This is a genomic window from Aromatoleum toluvorans, assembly GCF_012910905.1.
In the GTDB taxonomy this organism is placed as follows: domain Bacteria; phylum Pseudomonadota; class Gammaproteobacteria; order Burkholderiales; family Rhodocyclaceae; genus Aromatoleum; species Aromatoleum toluvorans.
The window spans coordinates 1-2,938 of record NZ_WTVN01000081.1 but is presented as its reverse complement, the minus strand read 5'-3'; the positions used below and the strand labels follow the sequence as shown (position 1 = coordinate 2,938).

General features: G+C 63.4%; 4 protein-coding genes. 1 reads left to right on the top strand and 3 read right to left on the bottom strand.

What is annotated here, in order from left to right:
- Positions 1-153 precede the first annotated feature (153 nt).
- The 3 genes from GPA22_RS22365 to GPA22_RS22355 are packed head-to-tail and all read right to left on the bottom strand — an operon-like array spanning position 154 to position 1,527.
- On the bottom strand, positions 154-804 hold the full coding sequence (locus GPA22_RS22365) for a DsbA family protein (RefSeq protein WP_169258274.1): 651 nt from the start codon (positions 802-804) through the stop codon (positions 154-156).
- Positions 801-1,241 carry a disulfide bond formation protein B gene (locus GPA22_RS22360; RefSeq protein ID WP_169258273.1) on the bottom strand — a complete coding sequence of 147 codons (441 nt, stop codon included), beginning with the start codon at positions 1,239-1,241 and terminating at the stop codon, positions 801-803. The genes GPA22_RS22365 and GPA22_RS22360 overlap by 4 nt, the downstream gene beginning before the upstream one ends.
- Entirely contained in the window at positions 1,231-1,527 is a 297-nt protein-coding gene (locus GPA22_RS22355) for a DUF1330 domain-containing protein (RefSeq protein ID WP_169258272.1), read from the bottom strand. The genes GPA22_RS22360 and GPA22_RS22355 overlap by 11 nt, the downstream gene beginning before the upstream one ends.
- A 232-nt stretch (positions 1,528-1,759) precedes the next feature.
- Here GPA22_RS22355 and GPA22_RS22350 point away from each other — a divergent pair, with 232 nt between their 5' ends.
- On the top strand, positions 1,760-2,758 hold the full coding sequence (locus GPA22_RS22350; RefSeq protein WP_169258271.1) for a sulfate ABC transporter substrate-binding protein: 999 nt from the start codon (positions 1,760-1,762) through the stop codon (positions 2,756-2,758).
- Positions 2,759-2,938: the final 180 nt, after the last annotated feature.

Below are 2,938 nucleotides of genomic sequence, written 5' to 3'. Positions count from 1 at the left end.
CTACTTCGACCGACTCGGCGTGCCGCGGCTCTCATGACCTCAACTGCTCGAACCGCCCGGTGCGGACCCGCATGCCGGGTGGTGTGGGAGGGGATCGGTCAGGAAGCCTGACCGCCCCTATCCCGATTCCGTGCGGGATGCTTGCCGCAGCGTTCAGTAGCTTGCCTTGAGTTCTTCCTCGACGAGCCGCTTGAGCTGCTCGTAGCCGAAGCTGGGCATCGGGCGCCCGTTGACGAAGAACTCCGGCGTCTTGGTGACGTTCAGGATGCGCGCATCGGCGAGGTCCTGCTTCACGGCCGCATCGATCGCCGGGTCGGCCATGTCGGCCTTCAGCTTCGCAATATCCAGGCCGACGCCGTTGATGAAGTTCCACACCAGCTCGGGTTGCGGATTGTGATGCGACGCCCAGTTCGGCTGCGCCGTAAACAGCGCCTCCAGGGTTTCCCAGAACTTGCCCTGGAGCTTTGCCGCCGCCAGCAGCTTCACGACCTGCTCCGATCCGTCGTGGAAAGGCGCGTAGCGCACGGTCACGCGGATGCGGCCGGGCGCGGCGGCCATCAGCTGTTTGACGTAGGGGTAGAAGTCGCGGCAGGTCTCGCAGGCGGGATCGAGGAACTCGACGATATGCACGCGCGCATCGACTTCGCCCAGCGTCGGCGAGTGGTCGCGAACGAGGACGGCACGGTTCTGCTCGGCGACCTGGTCGCGGCGCGTGTTCTTTTCCGAGTCATGAACGAGCGTTGCGGTGGCGAACACCGCCACCATCAGTGCGGCAGCAATGGCGAAAATGTACTTCTGGTTCATCTGGACATCCTGTGTTTGGCGAGAAGCAGCAATCCGACGATCAGGGAGAAAGCGATCAGGGACAGCATCGGGATGGTGAGGAAACCGAACCATTCGATCTGGATTTCCTTGCACGACACGCCGCGCGAGCAGGGCTGGATGCGCTCGGGAATCACGCCGGCGACGAGCAGGACGTGGAAGAGGGCGGCCAGCCAGCCGGCGAGTGCCAGGGGCAATGCGTAGCGAATGACGTTGCGGTCGAGCGGGAACATGCCGGCCGGCAGGATCAGTACCAGCGGGAACATCGCGATGCGCTGCCACCAGCACAGCACGCAGGGCGGCAGTTCCATGACCTCGCCGAGGAAGAGCGCGCCGAGCAGGGACGAGGCCGCCACCAACCACGCGCCGAACAGCGGCGACCAGCCCGCCGCGGACGCTGCGTTCCGCTCAGCTTTCATAGGAAATCAGGACGACGTCGGCAGCCTGTTCGCGCAGCGGAATGAGGGCCTGATAGACGGGCGAGTTGAACCAGCCGTTCAGCGAATCGATGTCGGGAAAACGCAGGACGACGGTATCGGTGTGCGCATGTTCGCCGCCGAGCACCGTCACGCGCTTGCCGCGCAGCACCAGCTCGCCGCCCCATCCGTCCAGCGTGCCGGGCACGCGGGAACGGTACTCGTCCCATTTGGCGGGGTCCTTGATCGTGATGTGGCCGATCACGTAGGCCGGGGCTTTCTGTCTCATCGGGTGTCCTGGGGCGACGGGAGAAGGGCCGCCATGCGGCATCGTCATGCCGCGGTGCGCAGCCCCTTTCGCGAAAGGGGCGGATTATATCCGAGTCATGGATGGACGCCGCGGATCCATCGGTATTTGCGAGTTTCGTTATATGGAAATAAGACTTTATGCGTTGTCATGCTTTCCGGCATCGGCTATCGTCAAGGCCTTCTCCGTTCATCGCTCGCTATCGGATTCCAGCATGAAGAAACTGACCAGCCTGTTGCTCGCAGCCGGGTTCGCCTTTGCAACCGGCGCGTATGCCCAGTCGAACCTGCTCAACGTTTCCTACGACGTGGCACGCGACGTCTACAAGGATTACAACCCGCTGTTCCAGAAGCACTGGAAGGAGAAGACCGGCGAGGCCGTGGAGTTGCGCCAGTCGCACGGCGGTTCGTCGAAGCAGGCGCGCGCGGTGGCCGACGGCCTCGAGGCCGACGTGGTGACGATGAACCAGGCGACCGACGTCGATTTCCTCGCCGAGAAGGGGCTGGTCGCGAAGGATTACCCGAAGAAGTTCCCCGACAACGCCTCGCCCTACACCTCGACGATGGTCTTCATCGTGCGCAAGGGCAATCCCAAGGGGATCAAGGACTGGAACGACATCGCGAAGCCGGGCGCGGCCCAGGTGATCATTCCGCACCCGAAGAACACCGGCAACGGCCGTTACTCCTACCTTGCCGCGTGGGGCTATGCGCTGAAGCAGCCCGGCGGCAACGAAAAAACCGCGCAGGAATTCGTCGCCAACTGGCTGAAGAACGCGCCGCTGTTCGGTTCCGGCGGACGTGATGCGACCACGACCTTCATGCAGCGCAAGCTCGGCGACGTGCTGGTCACCTTCGAGTCGGAGGCCGAACTGATCGCGCGGGAATTCGGCCGCGGCGAATTCGAGGTCGTGTACCCCAGCATGTCGATCCTCGCGGAGTTTCCGGTCGCGGTCGTCGAGAAGGTCGTCGACAAGAAAGGCACGCGCAAGCTCGCGCAGGCCTATCTCGAATACCTGTGGTCGCCGGAAGGTCAGGAGAATGCCGCGGCCAACTACCTGCGTCCGCGCAATCCCGAGATCCTGAAGAAGCACGCCGCGCAGTTCCCGGCGATCAAGACCTTCAGCGTGGATGAGGTCTTCGGCGGCTGGAGCAAGGCGTCGGCCACGCACTTCAAGGATGGCGGCACGTTCGACCAGATTTACGTTCAGAAGTAGAATCGCGCGTTTTCCGCGAGCGGCGGCCCCATCGCGGGCCGTTCGCTTTTTTTTTGGTGCGCCCGGCAGGGCGCACTCACTTGGAGGTGGAAGTCCTCTACTCGCCCGGCAAGGGGAAGAGTTAGCCGAACGGCAAGGGTGTCGCGGGTAACTGCGAATCTGGAGGAAGCCGAAGGCAAA

Coding starts and splice junctions, on each gene's coding strand:
- GPA22_RS22365 (WP_169258274.1), bottom strand. CDS start 804: ATGAACCAGAAGTACATTTTCGCCATTGCTGCCGCACTGATGGTGGCG.
- GPA22_RS22360 (WP_169258273.1), bottom strand. CDS start 1,241: ATGAAAGCTGAGCGGAACGCAGCGTCCGCGGCGGGCTGGTCGCCGCTG.
- GPA22_RS22355 (WP_169258272.1), bottom strand. CDS start 1,527: ATGAGACAGAAAGCCCCGGCCTACGTGATCGGCCACATCACGATCAAG.
- GPA22_RS22350 (WP_169258271.1), top strand. CDS start 1,760: ATGAAGAAACTGACCAGCCTGTTGCTCGCAGCCGGGTTCGCCTTTGCA.